The 22,530-nt window shown below is 63.4% G+C and carries 18 protein-coding genes; 3 read left to right on the top strand and 15 right to left on the bottom strand.

Annotation, left to right across the window (positions count from 1 at the left end):
- The first annotated feature begins 261 nt into the window (after positions 1-261).
- A complete protein-coding gene (locus tag KHO22_RS23445) occupies positions 262-2,535 on the top strand; it encodes a TonB-dependent receptor (RefSeq protein ID WP_211949576.1) in 2,274 nt (757 codons plus the stop codon).
- Between the two features lie 110 nt (positions 2,536-2,645).
- On the opposite strand, the gene KHO22_RS23440 is transcribed toward KHO22_RS23445, so the two are convergent.
- Positions 2,646-3,329: a Fe2+-dependent dioxygenase gene (locus KHO22_RS23440; RefSeq protein WP_211949575.1), complete on the bottom strand. Its 684-nt coding sequence runs from the start codon at positions 3,327-3,329 to the stop codon at positions 2,646-2,648.
- A gap of 117 nt (positions 3,330-3,446) precedes the next feature.
- Here KHO22_RS23440 and KHO22_RS32600 point away from each other — a divergent pair, with 117 nt between their 5' ends.
- Complete coding sequence (locus KHO22_RS32600; protein WP_275950846.1) at positions 3,447-4,901, top strand: methyl-accepting chemotaxis protein; 1,455 nt, start codon at positions 3,447-3,449, stop codon at positions 4,899-4,901.
- Between the two features lie 57 nt (positions 4,902-4,958).
- Here KHO22_RS32600 and KHO22_RS23430 read toward each other — a convergent pair whose 3' ends face one another.
- From KHO22_RS23430 to KHO22_RS23410, 5 genes are all read right to left on the bottom strand, one after another.
- On the bottom strand, positions 4,959-5,861 hold the full coding sequence (locus KHO22_RS23430) for an alpha/beta hydrolase (RefSeq protein ID WP_211949574.1): 903 nt from the start codon (positions 5,859-5,861) through the stop codon (positions 4,959-4,961).
- 333 nt (positions 5,862-6,194) lie between these two features.
- Complete coding sequence (locus KHO22_RS23425) at positions 6,195-7,577, bottom strand: sensor histidine kinase (protein WP_211949573.1); 1,383 nt, start codon at positions 7,575-7,577, stop codon at positions 6,195-6,197.
- Positions 7,553-8,218, bottom strand: coding sequence for a response regulator (locus tag KHO22_RS23420; protein ID WP_211949572.1), 666 nt, complete (start codon positions 8,216-8,218; stop codon positions 7,553-7,555). The genes KHO22_RS23425 and KHO22_RS23420 overlap by 25 nt, the downstream gene beginning before the upstream one ends.
- Positions 8,219-8,328: 110 nt before the next feature.
- Positions 8,329-9,099, bottom strand: a complete 771-nt coding sequence (locus KHO22_RS23415; protein WP_211949571.1) for a COG4705 family protein — start codon at positions 9,097-9,099, stop codon at positions 8,329-8,331.
- A 94-nt stretch (positions 9,100-9,193) separates the two neighbouring features.
- Positions 9,194-9,790 carry an undecaprenyl-diphosphatase gene (locus tag KHO22_RS23410; protein WP_211949570.1) on the bottom strand — a complete coding sequence of 199 codons (597 nt, stop codon included), beginning with the start codon at positions 9,788-9,790 and terminating at the stop codon, positions 9,194-9,196.
- Between the two features lie 225 nt (positions 9,791-10,015).
- Between KHO22_RS23410 and KHO22_RS23405 the strand changes: the two genes are divergently transcribed.
- Positions 10,016-10,348, top strand: a complete 333-nt coding sequence (locus tag KHO22_RS23405) for a hypothetical protein (RefSeq protein WP_211949569.1) — start codon at positions 10,016-10,018, stop codon at positions 10,346-10,348.
- A 52-nt stretch (positions 10,349-10,400) separates the two neighbouring features.
- Here KHO22_RS23405 and KHO22_RS23400 read toward each other — a convergent pair whose 3' ends face one another.
- The 9 genes from KHO22_RS23400 to KHO22_RS23360 form a co-directional block, all read right to left on the bottom strand.
- On the bottom strand, positions 10,401-10,838 hold the full coding sequence (locus KHO22_RS23400; protein ID WP_211949568.1) for a PAS domain-containing protein: 438 nt from the start codon (positions 10,836-10,838) through the stop codon (positions 10,401-10,403).
- Between the two features lie 167 nt (positions 10,839-11,005).
- Positions 11,006-12,256: a formyl-CoA transferase gene (gene frc / locus KHO22_RS23395; RefSeq protein ID WP_211949567.1), complete on the bottom strand. Its 1,251-nt coding sequence runs from the start codon at positions 12,254-12,256 to the stop codon at positions 11,006-11,008.
- Between the two features lie 40 nt (positions 12,257-12,296).
- The gene (oxc, locus tag KHO22_RS23390) at positions 12,297-14,036 is read right to left on the bottom strand and encodes an oxalyl-CoA decarboxylase (RefSeq protein WP_211949566.1); all 1,740 of its coding nucleotides are present in this window, start codon (positions 14,034-14,036) and stop codon (positions 12,297-12,299) included.
- Positions 14,037-14,595: 559 nt separating this feature from the next.
- The gene (gene oxlT, locus KHO22_RS23385; protein WP_211949565.1) at positions 14,596-15,930 is read right to left on the bottom strand and encodes an oxalate/formate MFS antiporter; all 1,335 of its coding nucleotides are present in this window, start codon (positions 15,928-15,930) and stop codon (positions 14,596-14,598) included.
- Between the two features lie 286 nt (positions 15,931-16,216).
- Complete coding sequence (gene pntB, locus KHO22_RS23380) at positions 16,217-17,614, bottom strand: Re/Si-specific NAD(P)(+) transhydrogenase subunit beta (RefSeq protein ID WP_211949564.1); 1,398 nt, start codon at positions 17,612-17,614, stop codon at positions 16,217-16,219.
- 10 nt (positions 17,615-17,624) lie between these two features.
- Complete coding sequence (locus tag KHO22_RS23375) at positions 17,625-19,181, bottom strand: Re/Si-specific NAD(P)(+) transhydrogenase subunit alpha (protein ID WP_211949563.1); 1,557 nt, start codon at positions 19,179-19,181, stop codon at positions 17,625-17,627.
- 25 nt (positions 19,182-19,206) lie between these two features.
- Positions 19,207-19,989, bottom strand: a complete 783-nt coding sequence (locus KHO22_RS23370; protein WP_211949562.1) for a fumarylacetoacetate hydrolase family protein — start codon at positions 19,987-19,989, stop codon at positions 19,207-19,209.
- A 76-nt stretch (positions 19,990-20,065) separates the two neighbouring features.
- Positions 20,066-21,298, bottom strand: a complete 1,233-nt coding sequence (gene frc, locus KHO22_RS23365; protein WP_211949561.1) for a formyl-CoA transferase — start codon at positions 21,296-21,298, stop codon at positions 20,066-20,068.
- A gap of 371 nt (positions 21,299-21,669) precedes the next feature.
- Positions 21,670-22,389, bottom strand: coding sequence for a GntR family transcriptional regulator (locus KHO22_RS23360; protein WP_211949560.1), 720 nt, complete (start codon positions 22,387-22,389; stop codon positions 21,670-21,672).
- Positions 22,390-22,530: the final 141 nt, after the last annotated feature.

Below are 22,530 nucleotides of genomic sequence, written 5' to 3'. Positions count from 1 at the left end.
GAAAATGCAACCCCTTTCCGTAATGCGGCGTATATAGCACATTCATTCAGACAAAATCGCTTCTTGCATCACTTCTACAACGGTCTGTTTCGCCACTTTTTCGTACAAAATACGAATGATTCGTATTTGTATTTTGATTTCTATCGTCTTATAATCGCGCCCCGTTATGGATGACTTGCATGAAAGGCTTCAACACGGCCAGAACTTGTCTTCATGACCATGCATTCGATCGATTGAAGAACTGGAAAAGGAAGGTAGAACGTGAAAGGACAACAGGACACATTCCGGCTGAATCCGCTCGCCTCGGCGCTGGCCGGTGCGATGGCAGCCTTTGCCATGCAGGGTGCGGCAGCGCAGGAAGGCAAACCCGCCGCGGAGGCAACGGCTGAGACAAAGCCGGTGACGCTGCAGAGCGTGACCGTGACGGGCAAGAAGGACGATGGCTACAAGGTTGACACAGCCCAGTCGTCCAAATTCACTGCCCCGCTGCTCGACACGCCGAAGTCCGTCACGGTGGTGCCCGCCGAAGTCGTGCAGCAGACCGGTTCCGGCTCCCTGCAGGACGCGTTGCGTACCACGCCGGGCATTACCTTCGGCGCCGGCGAAGGCGGCAACCCGATCGGCGACCGTCCTTTCATCCGTGGCTTCGACTCGATGTCGAGCATCTACGTCGACGGCGTGCGCGACACCGCTTCGCAGACGCGCGACACCTTCAATATCGACCGCATCGAAGTCATCAAGGGCCCGAGTTCGGCCTTCGGCGGCAAGGGATCGGCCGGCGGCATGATCAACATCGTGTCCAAGCTGCCGACCGCCGAAAACTTCACGCAGGGGTCGCTCGGCGTCGGCACGGACTCGTACTTCCGCGCCACCGCGGACGGCAACTACGTGCTCAATGACAACACCGCCGTGCGCCTGAACGCCATGGGCCAGACCTTCGACGTGCCCGGCCGCAATGAAGTCGACCAGCGCTCGTGGGGCTTCGCGCCGTCGGTGACATTCGGCCTGAATTCGCCGACCCAGGTCACGCTGCAGTACTACCACCTGCAGGGCAATGGCATGCCGGACTACAGCATGCCTTACAACCGCGGCACTTCCGCCCCGACCAAGGCCAATCCGATTGCGCCGGTCAATGTTGACCGCAACAACTTCTACGGCCTGACCGACCGCGATTTCCAGAAGACCCAGTCGGACATCGCGACGGCAATCGTCCAGCATGACTTCCGCAATGGCGCGGTGGTGCGGAACACCACGCGCTGGGGCCGGGCGTCGAACAATTACATCACCACCAATCCGGACGACAGCAAGGGCAACGTCGCGAATGGCTATGTCTATCGCAGCGTCAAGAGCCGCGACTCGGCCACCGAGACCCTCACCAATGCCACCGACCTGAGCATGGAATTCCGGACCGGCCCGCTCAAGCACAACGCCAGTTTCGGTTTCGAATTCAGCCGCGACGACACGGACAATAGTCCGTACAACGTCGTCTCCGCCAACGCCGGCGCCTCTTCAGGCGTTTGCAATGCTGCCGCGCGCGCGAGTTTCGACTGCACATCGCTTTACAATCCGACGCCGAATGATCCTTGGCGCGGCACCATCACCAAGATGCCGTACACGACGACGACGACGACAAACACACAGTCGGTCTACCTGTTCGACACCATTGAGATCACCAGGCAATGGCTGCTCAACGGCGGCGTGCGCTACGACAACTACGACACACACGCCTTCACCAATGCCTACACCAACCCCAATACGCGCGCGGCGGTGGCCCAGTCGGACATCCGCAACAAGTCGGGCTTCTTCAACTACCAGGCAGGCATTGTCTTCAAGCCGGTCGAGCAAGGCAGCATCTACGTGTCGTACGGTACAGCCTCGACACCGCCTGGAGCCTCCAACGGCGACGGTGCCGACAACATCACTGCGGCGCAGCGCAACCTGGACCCGGAAACCGCGCGCGCTATCGAAATCGGCACCAAGTGGGATGTGCTGGCGCGACGCCTGTCGCTGACCGGCGCCATCTTCCAGATCGAAAAGAACAATGCGCGCGTCGCGGTGGATGCAAACACCACCATCAACGCCGGCAAGCAGCGCGTGAAGGGCTTCGAACTGGGCTTCGCGGGCAACCTCACCGACAAGTGGGGCGTGTTCGGCGGCTACACCTATCTGGACAGCGAACTGATCGACAACGGTCCGCAGGCCGCGAACGCCGCCAACAATGGCAACCAGTTCCCGAACACGCCGAAGAACACCTTCAGCCTGTGGACCACCTACCAGGTGCTGCCTGCGCTGACGGTGGGGGGCGGTGCGTACTACGTCGACAAGGTGTATGGCAATGCGGCCAACTCGCTGTATGTCCCGTCGTACTGGCGTTTCGACCTCATGGGCGCCTACCGCGTCAACAAGAACCTGACGCTGCAACTGAACATCCAGAACCTGTTCGACAAGACCTACTACACCAAGGCCTACGCGTCGCACTACGCGGCGCTGGCACCGGGCCGCTTCGGCATGCTGACGGCGAACTTCAGGTTCTGAAGCCACCAGCCCGCTGATACAGCCATTGCGAGCCACCGCGGGTTTCGGCGCCATGCCGGGCCCGCGGTTTTTCTGTTGGCGGTGCGGGCGGCGGACTGCCGCGCAACGCGTCAGGCGTCAGCCCAGCGCCGCAGCAGATTGTGATAGACCCCGGTCAGCCCCACCACACCGGCGTCCTTCTGTCCCATCGCCTGCGCAACATGCTGGATGCGCGAGTCGAGTTCAAACAGCAATGCGCGTTGTCCATCGTCGCGCACCATGCTCTGGATCCAGAAGAACGATGACACGCGCGCGCCGCGCGTGACCGGCGTGACATGGTGCAGGCTGGTGGCCGGGTACAGCACCATATGGCCCGCGGGCAGTTTGACGCGATGCTGGCCGTAGGTGTCTTCCACCACCAGTTCGCCACCGTCGTAGTCTTCGGGCTCAGTCAGGAACAGCGTCGCCGAGAGGTCGCTGCGTATCCGGAAACCGGTGCCGCGCAGGTAGCGGATGGCGTTGTCGACATGGTTGCCGAACGCGTGGCCGCCTTCGTAGCGGTTGAACAATGGCGGAAACACCTTCAGCGGCAGCGCTGCGGAGAAGAACGTCGCGTTGGCGCCCAGCGCATCCTGGATCAGGTCACCCACCTGACGCGCCACCGGCGAGCTCTCGGGCAACTGCAAATTGCGTTTGGCAAGCGCCGACTGGTGTCCGGAGGTCGCATTGCCATCGGTCCATTCCGCGGCATCCATCAGTTGCCGGCATTGCGCCACCTGGGCCTTGGACAGGACGTCCGGAATCTGCAGCATCATGGCTTGAGCTTACCTTCGGGATCGGGGATCGTGAGCGAAATGGAATACCGGTACGGGCGGTGCGAACCGCGTTGGCATGCGTGTCGGAAGACCCGAACCCGGCAGACCGCCGATTGTATGGAAAAACGAGCCTTAACACAAACAAGAATCATTCTCTCTTTGAGCGGGCTCAAGGCCCTCTGCCGGCACCATCACCTCCGCTGGCAGGCGTCACGCAGGGATGAAGTTCGGAAGGAAATTGCCATCGCGCTGCGCAATCTTCTGCTGATGGAATCGGAAGAGGATGTGGCCGGACAGTTTGAAAGCATTGCAAATGCGCGCAAGAGAATCGATGACAAGATATCCTTTCTTTCCAGGACTGTCGTTTCCGACGACGGAAAGGGCATCCTGAAGCGCGTCGTGAATGTCCGGGACAAGTACGCATCCGAAACCGACAAGATCCTTGCCTTGATCCGCGACGGGAAGCGTGGCGAGGCGCAGACTGCGCTGCTCAGCAATCTCCGCTTCATCCTGGCCGACTACAAGAAGGAACTCACTGCGATGACGGTCTATCAGTCCAGCCGCATGGACGCGATCGGCAAGGAGTCGCAGCAATCGTACGAGCAGAGCTTCACCCTGATGCTGGCCCTCGGCGCGGCTGCCACGCTGCTCGCCGCATTGATGGGATACTGGATCACGCGTTCGATCACGCGGCCGATCCATGAAGCCCTGAAGGTGGCCACGACGGTCGCCCGCGGCGACCTCTCCAGCCATATCGAAGTGACCACGAGCGATGAGACCGGGCAGCTTCTGCGGGCGCTGAAGGACATAAACCACAGCCTGGCCACCATTGTCGGAGAAGTCCGCACGAGTACGGACGCCATCAACGGTGCGTCGGCCCAGACCGAGGAACAGGCAAGCTCGCTCGAGGAGACGGCAGCCTCCATGGAGCAGCTCACGTCCACGGTGAAACAGAATGCCGAAAACGCCCAGCAGGCGAGCCAGCTCGCGGCGTCGGCATCCGGCGTGGCACGCAAGGGCGGAACGGTGGTGGCCCAGGTCGTGGATACGATGGAAGCCATTGCCGAGTCATCGGGCCGCGTCGTCGAAATCACTGGCGTGATTGAAGGCATTGCATTCCAGACCAACATCCTCGCGCTGAACGCTGCTGTCGAAGCCGCCCGCGCGGGTGAGCAGGGCCGCGGCTTCGCGGTAGTGGCCGGAGAAGTCCGCACGCTCGCGCAGCGCGCGGCAGCCGCCGCGAAGGAAATCAAGGCGTTGATCGACGAATCCACAAGCAAGGTCAATGCAGGCGGCAAGCTGGTCGGCGAAGCGGGGACGACGATGGAGGAAATCGTTGCCAGCGTTGAGCGCGTATCGGATCTGATGGGTGAGATCAGCTCCGCGACCGAGGAGCAGACGCAGGGGATCGAGCAAGTCAACGAAGCCATCGCACAGATCGAACAGGTGACACAGCAGAACGCCGCGCTGGTCGAGGAGGCTTCGGCGGCTGCCGCATCCCTGCAGGACCAGGCAGGAAGCCTGGTCAATGCCGTCAGCGTGTTCAGGGTTGCCGGTACGGCGCTCGGGTAAGCGGCAAGTCTTGCGCGTGGGTGAATCGTCCGGTCGACTTCGACCGGACCTTCGCGCCTAGCCTGCCGCCAACGACCGGAACGGCTCGTTGGCGGGGTCGGAGAATGCCTGGGACAGCGGGGCCCCCACGCCCTCCACGCCGCGTTCGTCCTCACCCAGGAACTGCGCCACCGCATCGGCGACCACCCTGCGGTCGTTGTCGATACTGAGCATGTGATAGCTCTCTTCCACGACCAGCAGTCTCGAAGCGTGGATGTGCTGGTTGAGGAAGTAGGCCGAACGCAGGCTGGTCAGCTCATCTTCGCGCGCATGGATAATCATCGTGGGCCGCGGCACGTACCGGGCGTGCTTGCGCACATAGCGGCGCAGACGATCCAGTTCGCGGATGCAGGCGAGCGGTGTCCACGAATAGTGGAAGGTATCGCCCCGCAGGAAACGGGCCTTGATCGCCGCGCGCAACACGCCGTTCTTGACGCCAAACGGTTCGGATTCCTTCACGCGGAAATTGTCGCGCAGCTGGGGAACGTGATAAGCCAGATGCCGCACTCCGCGATACCAGGGCAGCGACCAGCCATCCAGGAACATCGGCGTCGCCAGTGCAACGACCCTTCCCCGCTTCTCCCCGACCAGCTGGCTCAATGCCAGAGCCAGCAAGGCGCCCATGCACATGCCAACGATGTGTACGGTATCGTGCGTCTCACGCAACTCAAGATACTGAAGCGATACGGCTTCGAGCCAGTGCTCGAAGCGCACGCCGACCAGGTCTTCAGGACGCGTTCCATGCCCGGGCAGTACGGCGCACTTTGTTTCGTATCCTTTCCCCTTCAGTGTCTTCTCCACGAGCCGCAGTTCATGTTCGGTACCACCGAGGCCGTGGATCAAAAGGGCCGCCACCGTCTTGCGTGAACCCTTGACATCGCCACCCAACAACTTTCCGTCCACTGTTCTTTTCACTTTCATTCGAGGTACTGCACCGGGCACTGTGCAGCGCCTTCGCCACCTAGCACGTAATCATTTGTAAACGAAACGAATCGTCATCTCGTTGACATTTGGAGGTACATAGTTTGTCACGCAAGGCATGGCCTTTCACATAAGGATTTGCCCTTCACTTCGCAGGCGAATGCCACCGGTTCGCAACAAGAATGGAAGCTCAATCACACACCTGAAGGGGCCTTTGACGCACGCGGCCCATATTTCGAAATAATCACTAGCCTTTTAAAAAAATTATTCTCCAACTGAATCACAACTGGCCGCGAGGCGGGTCAGACCAGCCACCTGCCCATTTTCGAGATATCAGGCCGCGTCAGCCCGCTCGGATAACACCGATCCGGTGGCGACCGGAAACAGCACGCTGATGCGTAGCCCCGGCGCCGCCGGTGTGCCGCAACCGGCATCATCCAGTCGGATATCGGCCCCGAGTCTGCGCGCGATGGCCGCAACGATGGAAAGGCCCAATCCCGACCCGATCGCCCCGGTGCCCATGATCCGGTAGAAGGGATCAAACACTCGCTCCCGCTCGGCCTGGGGAATGCCCGGGCCGTTATCCTCCACGCTGAGGACAACGCGGCCATCCGCACAGGACACGGTCAAATCGATCCTGCCTTGCTCCGGGGTATAGCGCAGTGCGTTGTCGACAAGGTTCCGGACAATCGTGAGCACATCGGCCTCGCTGGCCTGCACTGTGGCATCAGGCCCGTCTGTCACGCCGATGTCGATCTGCTTTGCCTGCGCCAGCGGCATCAGGCCTTCCAGAACCGTCCTGTAGACCTCTTTCACGGACAAGGAAGCGGTGACGCGGAAGCCGCCCGGGGACTGCGCCCGCGCCATCGAGAGCAACTGGTCCAGCAGATTGCGCGTTCGCTCGATGCCTTGCCGAAGCAAGCCCAGCCGTTCGCGCGCCGCCGGCGGCATAGGCGTGTCAGCCAAACGCCCGGCCTGCAGCGAGAGCGCGGTCAGCGGCGACCGCAGTTCATGCGCGGCGTCGGCAACAAAACGCCGCTGCAGATCGATCGCTTGCCCGATGCGGCCGAGCAAGCGGTTGATGGCCACGGCAAACGGACGGACCTCGACTGGCAACGCGCCAGCCGCCAGCGGATGGAGATCCTGGTCACTGCGGCGGTCGATCTCCGCCGACAATGCGGCGATCGGACGAAACATCTTGTCAACGAGTTTCGCCACGACGAGCAGGAGAATCGGGACCAGCACGAGGAAGGGCAAGAGGGTCCGCAATGCGCTGTCGCGCGCAATCTCGTCGCGGACCGCCGTATCCTGCGCCACCGCAATCCTGTCGCCGCCCACGGACGCCACCAGCACGCGGTAGCGGACCGAGCCGACCTCGATCGTGTGCAGACCATCGCCCAGGGTGGCGGGCAGCGCCAGCCGCTGCGTGGGTGGCTGATCCTGCCCGCCGCCCAGTTTCTGGATGATCACGCGCGACTCATTGTCCTGCAGTTGCGCGTCGTCGCCGGACACCGGGCTGCGCAAGAGCAACTGCCGGTTGCGGACCAGCATCGCCACCTGCCGCAGGATGTCGTCCTGTAGTTCGTGCGCCTCGTCAAATGCCGCAATGAACGAGAATGCGCCAGCCACTGCGGCAACGGCGAGGATGGACACCGACAGCCAGAGCGAAAGCCGCAAGCGGATCGATTGCCCTATCCGCCCTTTGAGACCATCCATCCCACGCCCCTCACATTCCTGATGACGTCGCTGCCGATCTTCCTGCGCAGCGCATGGATCAGGTACTCGACGGCGTTGCTTTCCACCTCCTCGCCCCAGCCGTAGATGCGCTCCTCCAACTCGCTGCGCGAGAGGATGGCGCCCGGGCGGACAAGCAGCGCCTGCAGCAGCGCGAATTCCCGGTTGGACAATGGCAGGACTTCGCCCTCAGCCACGCATGCCTCACGCGTAGCCGGATCCAGCGAGACAATGCCGTTGGTCAGAACAGGCGCGGCTGTCCCCCCCTTGCGGCGCAGGACGGCACGCATGCGCGCGAGCAGCTCGGAAATCTCGAAGGGCTTCAGCAGAAAGTCGTCGGCGCCGCCGTCCAGCGTGCGGATCCGCTCCTCCAGGGCATCTCTGGCCGTGATGACAAGCAATGGCACATCGTTGCCAGCGGCCCTGAACGCCCGCAACACTTCCAGACCGTCCTGCCCCGGCAGGCCAAGGTCGAGCAAAACGATGTCATAGCGATGGCTTGCCAGCGCGCTCAGGCTCGCGGGGCCGTCCACGACCCAATCGGCGGCGTATGCGGCATCCTTCAGCGCGTCCCGAATCACCGCGCCAATCATCGGGTCATCTTCGACCAGGAGCACCCTCATCTCCGCCTCCTAGCTGCCGTTCACGCATGCATTCGCGCGCTCGACGATACGGGCCACCTTGCCATTCATTGTAAAGGCCAATCGGCCCACGCTCGCGTGCATGTACAAGATCAGGCACTGTACTGTTTGGCGCGCTGCGGCAGGACGCTGATGCAGCATGCGATGAAGGCCAGCAGCGCTGCGGATGCGGTGTAGCGGCTCAGCGCCAACCCACCCGCATTCAGCGGCTTGTCAAGGAAATCGCCGACCACCGCCCCGAGCGGCCGGGTCAGGATGAATGCTGCCCAGAACAGACATGCGCGCGAAATGCCGGTACGGTAGTACGCCAGCGCCACGACGGCCAACAGTCCGGCAAATACCAGCGCGCCACCGCCGTAGCCCAGGCCCGCCGTGTCGGCCGTCCAGTCGCCCAGCGCGGTGCCCAGTGTCTGCGACAACATGATGGTGATCCAGTAGAAGATCTCGGCCTTGGGCGAGGTGACACTGCCGACCGACACCGATCCCATCGTGGCATACCAGATGGCCAGCGACAGCATCAGAAGCCCGAACAGCAGTGTGGCGCCACCGGCATAACCGATGCCCAGGGAGCGGTCTGCAAAATCGGCCAAGGTCGTGCCGACCGTCGTCGTCGCGATAATCGTGGCCCAGTAAAGCAGCGGGTGAAAGCGCCTGGACCGGATCTGCCCGGTGACTGCGATGATGAAGATCGCCGCAAAGATGGCGGTGCCGACCAGGTAGCCCAGGTTCATCGACATCGACACCGCGTCTCCGCCGGTCTCACCCAGCGTGGTAGCGGCGATTTTGATCACCCAGAAGCCCAGGGTGACTTCCGGGAGCTTAAGTTCCCGGAGCCGGTTTGACGTGAAAGGGGTTGTATTCATGCTTGCATCCTTGCGTACGCGCACTCGCCTTCAGCGACCGCTCCCCCGAAAGCGACGGGTGCGGCGGCCTGCGGCCGGGTGCCCGGATCCGTTGCTATTCCTGCAGCCAGCCACGCCGGATCAGCGGGCCAAAAAGCTTGCGGTGGACGGGCATCAGCGCTGCATAAGCCGGCCAGACCAGCCCCAGCCGGGTACCCATGGCCACCCGGGCGCTCACGACTGCAACCACGACGGCGCCGACCATGTCGAGCGGAAAATGCACGCCAAGGTAGATGCGAGCCCAGGCCATGGGCAGGCCGATCAGGGCGAGCGCAAGCCCTGGCGCGCGTACGCGCGCATGCGTCAACAGGCTGAATGCGACCGCCCACAGTAACGTGAGGTGATCACTGGGAAAAGAAGAGTCCGCTGCATGCGGGATCAGCGTGTGTCCGAGCCCGATCATGAACGGCCGCGGGTGCTGCCACACGGTGCTGATCAGCACATTGAGCATCAGCCCGACCAGCCCCGCCACCGTGGCCTCCAGCATGGCCTTGCGCTGCCATTCATTGCCACGCAGCCAGCCCAGGCCAATCAGGAGCGGAACCAGCCAGATGCAGTACTCGCCAGACAACCTCGCCACGAACACGATCGGCGCGGCTGGATGGTCCGGTGCGTTGATGAAAAGGAAAGCGGTGCGATTGAAGGCATCCATGTTGCAAGCGGGGGCAAGATTCAGGATGCGACTGTACGGAAGAAGACTTAGGCGGGACTGAGCGGCACGCCGTGGCAGGCTCGCCAGTCGGAGGCCAGACAGATTTGGATACAAATACACCGGGATTCCGCGTCATCGGACAAAGCCGCAGTCCCGTTACGGGGTCAATCGGGATCAGACCGGGACCGGCTGGCGGCCCCTCCCGACCTCACAAGGCATTTGACCATGAAGAAGTTCCTGACCATCGGCCTCCTGGCCGGACTTTCAGCCCTTGCATCGGCCAGCGCGCAAGCCCACGTGGATGTCGGCATCGGCATTGGGCTGCCCCTGCCCGCCGTCGCCCCGCCCGTCTATGCGGCGCCCGTCTATGCGGCGCCTGTCTACGCGCCACCACAGCCCGTGGTCGTCCAGCCGCAGCCCGTTGTCGTTGCGCCCGGCTACTATGGCGGCTGGCGCGAGCATGAATGGCGTGAGCGCGAAAGACGCGAGCGGCATTGGCGGGAGCACGAATGGCGCGAGCATCACCGGGAATGGCGCCACTGGCGCGAGGACGACTGAACGTCCCCCTTGCCTGTGAGAGGGCGCCTCGGGCGCCCGGGAAACTGCCCGTCTACGCCGCCGCGTTCACCTTGGCTTCGAGTTCGGCAATCCGCTTGCGCAAGGCTCGTTCCTCCTGAAAGCGCACGGTCTCGTCGCGAATCGTGGCAACGATCCCCGATATCTGCCCGTCCGGCCCCCGCAGCAGCGCCACGGTGAAGGCAATCGACATCGCCTTGCCGTCCTTGTCGACCGCCGGCACTTTCAGCAGGTCACTCCCGTAGCGCGTAATGCCGGTGGCCATGGTCTTGTCGTAGCCCTCCCAGTGCCGGCCACGCAGCCGCTCCGGGATGATCAGGTCCAGCGACTGGCCCATGGCCTCGGCCTGCGTGTAGCCGAACATGCGTTCGGCCGCCGGGTTCCAGAGCGTGATGGCGCCCTTGGCGTCGGAAATGACGATGGCGTCGCCAATGGCGGAGACCAGTTGTTCGTAGTCGATGCTGGCTTGCATGAGGATCCCCTCTTTGCCGGTCATTGCGGCAGGGTGTATGGAATGGCAGTAATACAGCAGCTTGCCGCGACACAGTTTGGCACAGCTGCATGTTCCAGTGAAAAACGCCGGAGACCGCTTGCGCGGCACTCCGGCGTTCAGTCCCGTTCAGGCATGAGCGAAGCGGCTCAGATCACCCCGCCCTCGCGCAGGCGCTTGATGTCATCCGTACCGTAGCCCAGGCCTGCCAGTACCTCGTCGCTGTGCTCGCCCAGCAGCGGCGAACCCGTGATTTCCGGCTTGAGGTCTGAGAACTTGATCGGGCTGCCCACCGTCAGGTACGTGCCGCGCTCTTTGTGCGGCACTTCGGTGATCGAGCCACTGGCGCGCAGCGACGGATCGGCCGCGATCTCCTTCATCGACAGCACCGGCGAGCAGGGAATATCGAACTTGCGCAGGATATCGACCGCTTCGTACTTGGTCTTGTCGGCCAGCCAGTCCTCGATGGTCTTGAAGATATCGAAGATATGCGGCTGGCGTGCCTTGGCCGTGCTGTAGTTGGGATCGCTGATCCATTCCGGCTTGCCCAGCGCCTTGCAGATCGGCTCCCAGGCATGACCCTGGATCGTGAAGTAGATATACGCGTTCGGGTCGTTCTCCCAGCCCTTGCACTTCAGCACCCAGCCCGGCTGGCCACCACCGCCGGCGTTGCCGCCGCGGGGCACCACGTCGCTGAACTCGCCATGCGGATACTGCGGATACTCTTCCAGGAAGCCGAGACGGTCCAGGCGCTGCTGGTCGCGCAGCTTCACACGGCACAGGTTCAGCACCGCGTCCTGCATCGACACGGCCACCTTCTGGCCCTTGCCGGTCTTGTCGCGGCCGATCAGCGCAGTCAGGATGCCGATGGCCAGGTGCATGCCGGTGTTGGAATCGCCCAGCGCCGCGGCCGATACCGTCGGAGGACCATCCCAGAAGCCCGTGGTCGACGCCGCGCCGCCCGCGCATTGCGCCACGTTTTCATAGACCTTGAGGTCTTCATAGTGGTGGCCGTCGCTGAAGCCCTTGACCGAGGCGACGATCATCTTCGGGTTCAGTTCATTGATGCGTTCCCAGGAGAAGCCCATGCGATCGAGCGCGCCCGGGCCGAAATTCTCGACCAGCACATCCGATTCGCGGATCAGCTGCTCCAGGATCTTCTTGCCGTCCGGCTTCTTGGTATCCAGCGTGAGCGAACGCTTGTTGCTGTTGAGCATGGTGAAGTACAGCGCATCGACGTCCGGGATGTCGCGCAGCTGCGTGCGCGTGACATCGCCCGAACCAGGGCGCTCCACCTTGATGACGTCTGCGCCGAACCACGCGAGAAGCTGCGTGCAGGCAGGACCGGCCTGGACGTGCGTGAAGTCGATGATCTTGATGCCGTTCAGTGGGAGGCTCACTTTCGTTCTCCTAATGGATTAGGGGTCAAATTCGGGTGAATTACTTCTTCGCCGAGCTTTGCGGGTTCAGATTGGTCAGACGACCGCTTTCGGTGCCAGCAGCCGGGTCGATGACAGCGTTGATCAGGGTGGGCTTGCCCGACTGCAGGGCTTCGTTCACCGCAGCTTCGAGTTCCGCCGGCGTGGTCACGTTGTGGCCGACGCCACCGAACGCTTCCATCATCTTGTCGTAGCGCGCGCCCGGGACGAAGGTCGTGACCGCCGGGTCCTTGCCACCGGTCGGATTCACGTCGATACCCTTGTAGACGCCGTTGTTGTTGAAAATGACGATGCAGACCGGCAGGTTGTAACGGCAGATCGTCTCGACTTCCATGCCCGAGAAACCGAACGCACTGTCACCGCACAGCGCCAGCACCGGCTTGCTGGTCTCGACCGCCGCGGCGACCGCGTAGCCCATGCCCACGCCCATCACGCCCCAGGTGCCCACGTCCAGGCGCTTGCGCGGCTCGTACATGTCGATCACGGCACGGGCGTAGTCCAGCGTGTTGGCGCCTTCGTTGACGAACGAGATGTCCGGATTGGCCTTGACCACATCCTTCAGCACGTTCAGCGCGCCGTGGAAGTTCATCGGCGCGACATCCTTGGCCTTGGCCAGGGTCTCGGCCATCTTCGCCAGGTTCTTGTCCTTGCGCTCGTCCACCGCGTTCAGCCACTCGGCGCCCGGCTTGGCAAAGTCGTTGCCGACCTTGTCGAGGATCGCCGACACGCACGAGCCAATGTCACCCACGACCGGCGCGGCGATGGCAACGTTGCTGTCCATCTCGGTCGGCGCAATGTCGATCTGGATGAATTGCTTCGGGCCACCCCAGGTCTTGCCCTTGCCGTGCGAAAGCAGCCAGTTCAGGCGGGCTCCGACCAGCAACACCACGTCAGCTTCAGCCAGCACATACGAGCGTGCGGCCGAGGCCGATTGCGGGTGCGTATCGGGCAGCAGGCCCTTGGCCATCGACATCGGCAGGTACGGAATGCCCGTCTTCTCGACCAGCGCGCGGATATCCGCTTCGGCGCGTGCATACGCGGCACCCTTGCCCAGCAGGATCAGCGGGCGCTTGGCGCTCTTCAGCAGCGCGACGGCACGGTCGACCGAGTCCGGTGCAGGCAGTTGGCGCGGGGCCGGATCCACCACCTTGATCAGCGACTTGCGGCCCTTCTCGGCTTCCATCGACTGGCCCAGCAGCTTGGCCGGCAGGTCCAGGTACACACCGCCCGGACGGCCCGACACGGCGGCGCGAATGGCGCGCGCGATACCGACACCAATGTCTTCAGCGTGCAGCACGCGGAAGGCAGCCTTGGCGTGCGGACGGGCGATGGCCAGCTGGTCCATCTCTTCGTAGTCACCCTGCTGCAGATCGACGATCTCGCGCTCGCTCGAGCCGCTGATCAGGATCATCGGGAAGCAGTTGGTGGTCGCATGCGCCAGTGCCGTCAGCCCGTTCAGGAAACCGGGAGCAGACACGGTCAGGCAAACGCCCGGCTTTTGCGTGAGAAAGCCGGCAATCGCTGCTGCGTTGCCCGCGTTCTGCTCGTGACGGAAGCTGATGACGCGCATGCCGTTGGCCTGCGCCAGACGCGCCAGATCGGTGACCGGAATGCCGGGCAGGCCGTAGATGTTTTCGATGCCGTTCAGCTTGAGCGCGTCGATGACCAGATGAAAACCATCGGTTTGTGCCTGATGTTCTTCCGCGGCGTGACGCTGCAGCTCGTTTCCGACTTCTGCCATGGTTGCTTCCTTCTATACAAATTGACGGGGGTTGGATTTCTCTTATTTCAGGGTGTCTTCCGCGGTGGTGCTCTCAACCCGCTTCGCTATGACTTTGGACATGCTTGGTCTCCTCATCGGACTCGTGTTCGTGGTGCGCGGGGGCTACCCCTTGCTTCAACCTCTGCCGGCTCGTTCGACCGGTCTTGATGACATACGGTATGTGATATATCAGAGAACGGCAAGCTATTTTCCTACTTCGCAGCAACTTTCGTCAGTGCACTGCAGCAAATCAGCTTCGATCTGTGCCCAAATCAGCGCAACTCCTGAATCTGTGCCATTCATTCACACTGCGCACAGATAAAGGAAAGCCACTCCACCAAGCCTGACCCTGCGGATTGCAGCCTTTAGATATATTACATACCACGTTTTCAGGCGCTTTGAGGCCCTCTGAAATGCTTTGACGAGGTCCTCAACGTCTTATCCTGCCCTACTCCAGGCGCTTCCGCCTGATGGCCTGGCGCAAGCGCCAGGCCTCCAGAAACCTCAATGCGTGACTACGGCTACAGCAGTGCCCAGCTTATTCACCACGCCTGGCCGATGCGCTCGCAAGGAAGCCCACGTCCGACACCGGCATGACCGCCTCCGAATGGCCCGTGATGAACCGTTTGCGCATCGGCGCGAGCAACAGCTTCGCCGACAGGCCCGCCGCGATCGTGACTACTGCCGCGACGGTGAACACCGCGTCCCAGCCGCCGCGTGCCGACAGCACCGACGCCAGCGGCACCAGCATCGCCGCTGTCCCCTTCGCCGTGTACAAGGTGCCCGCATTCGCCGCCGCGAATTTGCTGCCGAACGTGTCCGCGCACAGCGCCGGGAAGATCGAGAAGATCTCGCCCCAGAACAGGAACGTCAGTGCCGCGAAGAACATGAACGCGTACGGGTCGCGGCCAAATTGCATCAGCCCGAGCAGGGCCAGGCCCTCGCCGAGGAAGATCACGAACATCGTGTTCTCGCGACCGAAACGGTCCGACAGGAAGCCACACAGCGGACGCGTGAAGCCGTTGCACAGGTTGTCGATCGACAGCGTCATTGTCAGCAGCGGCAGCGTCATGCCCAGCATCGTCACCGGCATCGAGGCGAAACCGAAGTCCTTCGCGATCGGGCCCAACTGCGCCGTGGCCATGATGCCGCCCGCGGCCACCGCCACGAAGCTCACATAGATCAGCCAGAACACAGGCGTCTTCACCATCTGCCCGGTCGTGAACTCCACCTTGTTGGTCAGCAGCCCCTTCGCCGCCACGGCCCCCTTCGGCGCCCGTGGCTTCACCAGCAGCAGCGCCAGCACGAAGATCGCCACGCCTTGCAGGATCCCGAAGGTCAGGAACGCCTGCTCGTACCCCGCGCTGTGGATCATGTTCGCGATCGGGATCACCGTCAGCGCCGCGCCCGTGCCAAAGCCCGCCGCAGTCAGCCCGGCAGCAAGACCCCGCTTGTCCGGGAACCATTTCAGCGCATTACCCACGCACGTGCCATACACGCCGCCCGCGCCGATGCCCGCGATCACCGCGGCCGTGTACAACTCAGGCAACGTCGTGGCATAGGCGTTCATCACCCACGCCACGCCCGCGCAGATCGCCCCGCCTGCCACCACCGGCCGCGGGCCGAACTTGTCCACCAGCCAGCCTTCCAGCGGCACCAGCCAGGTCTCGGTCACAATGAATATCGAAAACGCCACCTGGATCGCGGACGTGCCCCAGTGATGCTTGGCGTCCATCGGTGACACAAAGAGGGTCCAGCCGTACTGCAGGTTTGCCACCAACCCCATGCAAACCACGCCTACTGCCAGCTGAAACCAACGGTTCTGCAGGCCACGCCCTTCGCCGGACGAGGCTCCCGCGTCTTGATGCGCCATCTACGTGTCTCCTAGTGCTTTTTTTGCGTCCTCGACGGGACTGCTTGGGGCTGCTCTACTTCGGAACCCTGCTTCACAACTAGATCGGCGCCTGACATTGCGGCACGTAAATCTGGGGATTGATGCTACCCGATGCTTAATTCCGTCGGGCTTAAACTTTTTTATCGTATGTATTTACGATCGTTTATATATTGCAGATTTCGCATCAATTTCGCGCCCTGCCGCCACATGACTGTGTATTGATACATAAGCCATCTTCATCAAAGGCGGCGGGCGGAGACGGCAATCAGGCGGGAACCTCCTCGAGCTGGCGTAGCAGCGCGTCCACGCTGCCCTTGGCATCGCCGAACCACATCCGGGTGTTCTCCTTGTAAAACAAGGGGTTGTCGACGCCCGCATAGCCGGCGGCCATGCTGCGCTTGGAGACCACCACGGTGCGCGCCTTCCACACTTCGAGCACCGGCATGCCGGCGATGGGGCTCGCGGGGTCTTCGAGCGCCCCCGGGTTAACGATATCGTTGGCGCCCACCACCAGCACGACATCGGCATGCTCGAAGTCGTCGTTGATCTCCTCCATTTCGAGCACGATGTCATACGGCACGCGCGCTTCGGCCAGCAGCACGTTCATATGTCCGGGCAAGCGGCCTGCCACCGGGTGGATGCCGAAGCGCACATTGATGCCCTGCGCCCGCAGCCGCCGTGCGATCTCGCTGATGGTGCCCTGCGCCTGCGCCACCGCCATGCCGTAGCCGGGAACGATGATGACCTCGTTCGCGTCCTTCAGCAGCGCGCTGACCTCGTCGCTGGAGACCGGCAGCACTTCGCCCTGCTCCGTCGCCGCGCCCTTGGCCTGCGTCGCGCCGAACCCGCCCAGGATCACCGACAGGAACTTGCGGTTCATGGCCTTGCACATGATGTAGCTGAGGATGGCGCCGCTCGACCCCACGAGCGCACCGGTGATGATGAGCAGGTCGTTGCCGAGCATGAAGCCCGTCGCGGCCGCGGCCCAACCGGAGTAGCTGTTCAGCATGGACACCACCACCGGCATGTCGGCGCCGCCGATCGCCGCGACCAGGTGCGCGCCCACCAGCAGCGCGATCACCGTCATCACGCCCAGCGGCACCAGCCCGTCCTGCGCCGAGGCGGCATCGAGGAACTGGTAGCCCAGCACCACGCACGCTGCGAGCGCGAGCGCATTGAGCATGTGGCGGCCCGGCAGCAGCGTCGGCTTGCCGCCAAGGGTGCCGCGCAGCTTGAGGAAAGCGATCACCGAGCCCGTGAAGGTCACCGCGCCGATCAGGATGCCGAGATAGGTCTCCACTTCGTGGATCGCTTTTTCGGCGCCCGAGAGCGCATGCGAATCGAGGTAGTTGGCGTAGCCCACCAGCACCGCGGCCAGGCCGACGAAGCTGTGCAGCACCGCCACCAGCTCGGGCATCTGCGTCATCTCGACGCGCCGGGCCAGCATCGCGCCGGCTGCTGCGCCAAGCACCATCGCGCCGATGATGATGGGCACCCCGTCGGGGCTGCCCGCCAGCACCGTGGTCAGTATGGCGATGGCCATGCCGGCGATGCCCAGCAGGTTGCCGCGCTTCGCGGTGGCCGGATGGCTCAGCCCGCTCAGGCTGAGGATGAAGAGCGCGCTGGCGCCCAGGTAAGCAATATTGCTGATTCCCGAAGGCATGTCTGTCTCCTCAGTCGCGCTGGAACATCTTCAGCATGCGCTGCGTCACCAGGAAGCCGCCCGCGATGTTGATGGTGGCGATCAGCACCGCCGCGCCGGCGATGATGGCGGTGACGAGCGTCGGCTTGCCGAGCTGCACCAGCGCGCCGACCACGATGATCCCGCTGATCGCGTTGGTCACGCTCATCAACGGCGTATGCAGTGCGGCGGTCACGTTCCACACGACCTGGTAGCCGACGAAGATTGCCAGCACGAACACCGTGAAGTGCGCCATGAAAGCCGGTGGTGCCACCGCACCGAGCCCGAGCAGCGCAATCACGCCAATGGCCAGGGCGATCAGCGTCGAGCCGGTGCGGCTCGGCGGCGCGGCGGGTTCGGCCTGCGCGGGCACCTGCGCCGCGGGCGCCGGCGGCGGCAAGGTCTTCAGCGGTGGCGGTGGCCAGGTGACGTCGCCCTGGTGCAGCACCGTGGCGCCACGGATCATCTCGTCATCCATATCGACCACAAGCTGGCCGTCCCTGGCGGGCGTCAGCTCCGTCAGCAGGTGCCGGATATTGGTGGCGTAGAGCTGGCTGGACTGCGCCGCCATGCGGCTGGGCAGGTCGGTATAGCCAACCACTGTTACCCCCTGGTGCGTCACCGATTCACCGGGCACCGTCAGCACGCAATTGCCGCCCTGCTCCGCAGCGAGATCCACCACCACGCTGCCGGGACGCATCAGCGCCACGGTATCGGCTTCCAGCAGGCGTGGTGCGGGCTTGCCGGGAATCAGCGCGGTGGTGATGATGATGTCCACCTCGCGCGCCTGCTCGGCGAACAGCTTCATCTCTGCCTCGATGAACGCCGGGCTCATCTCCTTGGCATAACCACCGCTGCCGCTGCCGTCTTCTTCGATCTCCACCGTCAGGAATTCGGCACCGAGGCTTTCTATCTGCTGGCGCACCACGGGCCGCGTGTCGAACGCACGCACGACCGCGCCCAGGCTGCGCGCCGCGCCGATGGCCGCGAGGCCCGCCACACCGGCGCCGATCACCAGCACGCGCGCAGGCGGGATCTTGCCCGCCGCCGTGATCTGGCCAGCAAAGGGACGGCCGAACGCATGCGCGGCTTCGATCACCGCTCGATAGCCCGCCATATTGGCCATCGAGCTGAGCGCGTCGAGCTTCTGCGCGCGCGAGATGCGCGGCACGCAGTCCATCGCAAGCACAGTGGCGCCGCGTTGCGACAGCCGCTCCAGCAGCGCCATCTGCTGCGCGGGCCAGACGAAGCTGATCAGCGTGGCGTGCTTCTTGAGCAGCGCCGCTTCTTCCACGCCCAGGCCCGGATGCACCTGTGGCGGGCGCACCTTGATGACGACGTCGACCGATGCCCACAGGCTGGCGGCATCCACGATGGCTGCGCCGGCGGCCCGATACGCCTCATCCGAAAACGAGGCCTGCTGGCCGGCACCGGATTCCACCGCCACCTCATAACCGAGCTTGGTCAGTTCCCTGACCGAATCAGGCGTCGCGGCAACGCGCCGCTCCCCGGGATGGACCTCCCGGGGTACACCAATTGTCATTGGCATGGCTTTCCCTTTGATTGTTGGGCGATCACCCGCGCACGTGATTCACCAGCGAGCCGATGCCGTCGATGCTCACCTCCACCACCGCGCCATCCTTCATCGAGCCCACGCCCAGAGACGTGCCGACGGCGATCACATCGCCCGGCATCAGCGTCAGGTCCTGCGAGATGCGGCTGACCTGCTCCTCGGGCGAGAAGATCATGTCCGAGAGCGGGTAGTTCTGCCGCTCCACGCCATCCAGCCGCGTCTTCACGCTGGCAGCGCGCCAGTCGAAGCCGGGCACGATGGCCGGCCCGATACAGCCGAAGGTGTCGAAGCCCTTGGCGCGGGTCCACTGCGGGAAACTGGGGTCCGCGGCGATCAGCTCGGCGGCGGTCACGTCATTGACGATCGTGTAGCCGAAGATGTGCGACGCAGCTTCGGCCACCGACACATTGCGCGCCTTCTTGCCGATCACGATGCCAAGCTCGCCCTCGTAGACGATCTTGCCGTCATAGCTGCGCGGGCGCTCCACGGCATCGCCGGGGCCCGCCAGCGAAGTGGCCGGCTTGATCAGGAACAGCGGATGGGTCGGCACGGGCTTTTCCAGCTTGCGCGCCAGCGCGTGGAAGTTGTTCCACAGCGCCACGACCTTGCCCGGCTCGCACGGAGCGAGCAGGTGCAGTTCGTCCAGCTTGTAGGCGGCGCCGGTGGGTCGAGGGTCGACATAGCCGGGGCCATCGTATTCAATGACGCGGTCGCTACCGACGCCGTCGGTGCGGCCATGACCGATACTGCCGTCGGCGCGGCGGAAACGAATCCAGGATTGCACAGCACGAACTCCTCCGGCGGGCACGCGCCAGGCGCGCCCGCTCAGTGTGAGAGACAGAGGGAGGGACTGCCGGCGCTCAGACGGCGCCGGCCAGCTTCATCGCAGCGATCTGCGCCGGCGTGCGGCCCAGCCACTCCAGGATTTCGTCGGTGTGCTCGCCCAGCAGCGGGGCACGCTCCACCTTCACCGGGGAATCGGACAGCGCGATGGGCGAGCCCAGTTGCACGTATTTGCCGCGCGTCGGGTGCTCCAGCTCGACGAGGTAGCCGCGCTCGTACATCGACTGGTCCTCGATCAGGTCCTTCATCGACAGGATCGGACCACACGGCACATCGACTTCGTTGAGCGCGTTCATCACTTCGAACTTGGTCCGGCCCTGAGTCCACTCCTCGATGATGCCGAAGCACTGCCCCAGCTTCTTCAGGCGGACTTCCGGCGTGGCGAACTCCGGATCGGTGATCAGGTCCTCGCGGCCGCACAGGCGCATCAGCGGCTCCCAGCCCTGCGGCTGGATGATGACGTAGACGTAGTCGTTGGGGCCACCCGGCGAGCAGCGCAGCGCGGCACCCGGCTGGCCACCGCCCGATGCATTGCCGGCGCGAGGCACGTGATCGTCGAACTGTTCGTTGGGGTACTCGCGCAGCGGGCCGGCATCGAGCCGTTGCTGGTCGCGCAGCTTCACGCGGCAGAGGTTCAGAACCGCATCCTGCATGGCGACTTCCACGCGCTGGCCGCGCCCCGAATGCTCGCGCTGCAGCAGCGCGGCCAGGATGCCGACCACGCAATGCACGCCAGTACCCGAGTCGCCGATCTGCGCGCCGGTGACGGTCGGCACGCCGGCAGCGTCTCCGGTGGTGGAGGCAGAGCCGCCCATGCATTGCGCCACGTTCTCGTACGCCTTGCAGTCCTGGTACGGGCCCGGGCCGAATCCCTTGATCGATGCATAGACCAGGCGCGGGTTCAGGTCCTGCAGGTGATCCCAGTCGAAGCCCGCACGCGCCAGCACGCCGGGTCCGAAGTTCTCGATCAGCACATCGCTGCGCTGGACCAGGTCTTCCAGCAGCGCCTTGCCTTCAGGCGTCTTCATATTCAGGGTCAGGCTGCGCTTGTTGCTGTTGAGCATGGTGAAGTACAGGCTGTCGGCGTTGGGCACGTCGCGCAGCTGGCTGCGGGTAATGTCACCCCGGCCTGGCATTTCCACCTTGATCACGTCGGCGCCCATCCACGCCATCAGCTGCGTAGCCGACGGGCCGGCCTGGACGTGCGTCATGTCCAGCACACGGATGCCATCCAGTGCTTTTTTTTCCATGGCGATGTCTCCTCTGCTTTGTTGAACCCTGTGCCGGTCATCTCGACCGATCTTGATGACATACGGTATGTGATATATCAGAAGACGGCAAGCAATTTTCCTGTGCAGAGATGAACTTTCGTCGTTGCGGTGCAACAAAACCAACACCGTTAAACTTCGCCCGTGCCCCGCCGCCAAGCCTTGTCAGGCTTGAGCTAGCGGCAGCAAGGCGATATCAAGGTGGAGAAAAAGGCAATTTGTGAGTGATCTCGCACCGAATTCATTGATATATCACATACCAAATCACAAGATACTCAAACGGAAGTCGAAAGCAAGAACGGCGGACCAAGTCCGCCGTTCCGAATCAGTCGCTACTGCCTTCTCACGGCAGCTCAGTCAAGAAAATCGCAGTGCTTCTCGACGTAGTCGGCCAGGTCCAGCGAGTGCTGCCGCACCAGCCGCTCGGCCAGTTCGGTATCGCGCTTTTCCAGTGCCTCGATGATGCGCAGGTGATCGACGATCGAGCGTGATGCCCGGTCGCTCTGCGAGATGGTCATCTTCCGGATCGCCCGCACGTGGATAAAGATATTGCGGATCGTGTCCATGATGATCTGCGACTTCGACAACTGCACGATCGCCTGGTGGAACACGATATTGGCGTCCGAGTATTCCTCGATATGCTCGGCCGGCGTCGAATCGCGGAAGCTGTCGAACATGCGCCGCAACTGGGCGATCTCGGCATCGCTGGCATTCAGCGTGGCAAGACGCGCCGCCATGCTCTCCAGCGCCGCCCACATCTGGATCATCTCGACGATCTCGCGCTTGGTCTTGCGCATGATGTAGATGCCGCGCCGGGGCACGGTGCGCAGGAAGCCCTCCTGCTCGAGCAGCGTCATGGCTTCGCGGATCGGCGTGCGGCTCACGCCCATGGCCTCGCTCAGTACGCGCTCGTCCAGCCGGATTTCATCACGCGACTGATAGATATCCGCATCGGCGATGGCCTGGCGCAACATGGCGTAGGCCTGGTCGCGCAGGCTGGCGCCGGCGTTGATCGGTTGCACGGACAGGGCCAGTGCAGCGGGCTGGACAATGGGTTGGCTTTGCGCAGACATGAATAAGCTCGTGTGAGACCGGTGGCGCGGCGGCCACAATGGCTGCCCGCCGCATTCCTGCACAGCTTAGCAAAATCGCCTGGAGTCATTCCCGATTTGCATCAAACCCCGATAGGGGGTTCAATGGCGGCGTCCGCGCGG

It is taken from the genome of Cupriavidus yeoncheonensis (genome assembly GCF_905397275.1).
Taxonomy (GTDB): domain Bacteria; phylum Pseudomonadota; class Gammaproteobacteria; order Burkholderiales; family Burkholderiaceae; genus Cupriavidus; species Cupriavidus yeoncheonensis.
The sequence above is the reverse complement of the archived record's forward strand: the minus strand, read 5'-3'. Positions and strand labels throughout refer to the sequence as shown.

What these genes read in the sequence shown, in the direction of transcription:
- KHO22_RS23440 (WP_211949575.1), bottom strand. Translation starts at nt 3,329, where the DNA reads ATGATGCTGCAGATTCCGGACGTCCTGTCCAAGGCCCAGGTGGCGCAA.
- KHO22_RS32600 (WP_275950846.1), top strand. Translation starts at nt 3,447, where the DNA reads ATGGAAAAACGAGCCTTAACACAAACAAGAATCATTCTCTCTTTGAGC.
- KHO22_RS23430 (WP_211949574.1), bottom strand. Translation starts at nt 5,861, where the DNA reads ATGAAAGTGAAAAGAACAGTGGACGGAAAGTTGTTGGGTGGCGATGTC.
- KHO22_RS23425 (WP_211949573.1), bottom strand. Translation starts at nt 7,577, where the DNA reads ATGGATGGTCTCAAAGGGCGGATAGGGCAATCGATCCGCTTGCGGCTT.
- KHO22_RS23420 (WP_211949572.1), bottom strand. Translation starts at nt 8,218, where the DNA reads ATGAGGGTGCTCCTGGTCGAAGATGACCCGATGATTGGCGCGGTGATT.
- KHO22_RS23415 (WP_211949571.1), bottom strand. Translation starts at nt 9,099, where the DNA reads ATGAATACAACCCCTTTCACGTCAAACCGGCTCCGGGAACTTAAGCTC.
- KHO22_RS23410 (WP_211949570.1), bottom strand. Translation starts at nt 9,790, where the DNA reads ATGGATGCCTTCAATCGCACCGCTTTCCTTTTCATCAACGCACCGGAC.
- KHO22_RS23405 (WP_211949569.1), top strand. Translation starts at nt 10,016, where the DNA reads ATGAAGAAGTTCCTGACCATCGGCCTCCTGGCCGGACTTTCAGCCCTT.
- KHO22_RS23400 (WP_211949568.1), bottom strand. Translation starts at nt 10,838, where the DNA reads ATGCAAGCCAGCATCGACTACGAACAACTGGTCTCCGCCATTGGCGAC.
- oxc (WP_211949566.1), bottom strand. Translation starts at nt 14,036, where the DNA reads ATGGCAGAAGTCGGAAACGAGCTGCAGCGTCACGCCGCGGAAGAACAT.
- oxlT (WP_211949565.1), bottom strand. Translation starts at nt 15,930, where the DNA reads ATGGCGCATCAAGACGCGGGAGCCTCGTCCGGCGAAGGGCGTGGCCTG.
- pntB (WP_211949564.1), bottom strand. Translation starts at nt 17,614, where the DNA reads ATGCCTTCGGGAATCAGCAATATTGCTTACCTGGGCGCCAGCGCGCTC.
- KHO22_RS23375 (WP_211949563.1), bottom strand. Translation starts at nt 19,181, where the DNA reads ATGCCAATGACAATTGGTGTACCCCGGGAGGTCCATCCCGGGGAGCGG.
- frc (WP_211949561.1), bottom strand. Translation starts at nt 21,298, where the DNA reads ATGGAAAAAAAAGCACTGGATGGCATCCGTGTGCTGGACATGACGCAC.
- KHO22_RS23360 (WP_211949560.1), bottom strand. Translation starts at nt 22,389, where the DNA reads ATGTCTGCGCAAAGCCAACCCATTGTCCAGCCCGCTGCACTGGCCCTG.